1 protein-coding gene is annotated in these 249 nt (G+C 58.2%); it reads left to right on the plus strand.

Annotated elements, in window-relative coordinates:
- On the plus strand, positions 1-249 hold a 249-nt coding region (locus OGY83_RS00755; protein WP_286634919.1), incomplete at both ends, for a hypothetical protein.

The raw sequence follows: 249 nt of genomic DNA on the forward strand, positions 1-249 counted from the left end.
TATGGCTTTGCACCCGATGGTGCGATGTCGTGATGTGCCTGATGCGCTGCGCTTATCAGGCCTACAAAACACAATCAGCCTAGCGCCTGTAGGCCGGATAAGGCGGCACACCGCATCCGGCGGTTTTCATCCCGCACAGACGCAAAAAAGCCCATCCGTCAGGATGGGGTTCTTCACTTTAATTAATGCCTGGCAGTTTATGGCGGGCGTCCTGCCCGCCACCCTCCGGGCCGTTGCTGCGCAACGTTC

This window comes from Citrobacter sp. Cpo090 (assembly GCF_030332665.1).
Lineage (GTDB): Bacteria > Pseudomonadota > Gammaproteobacteria > Enterobacterales > Enterobacteriaceae > Citrobacter > Citrobacter portucalensis.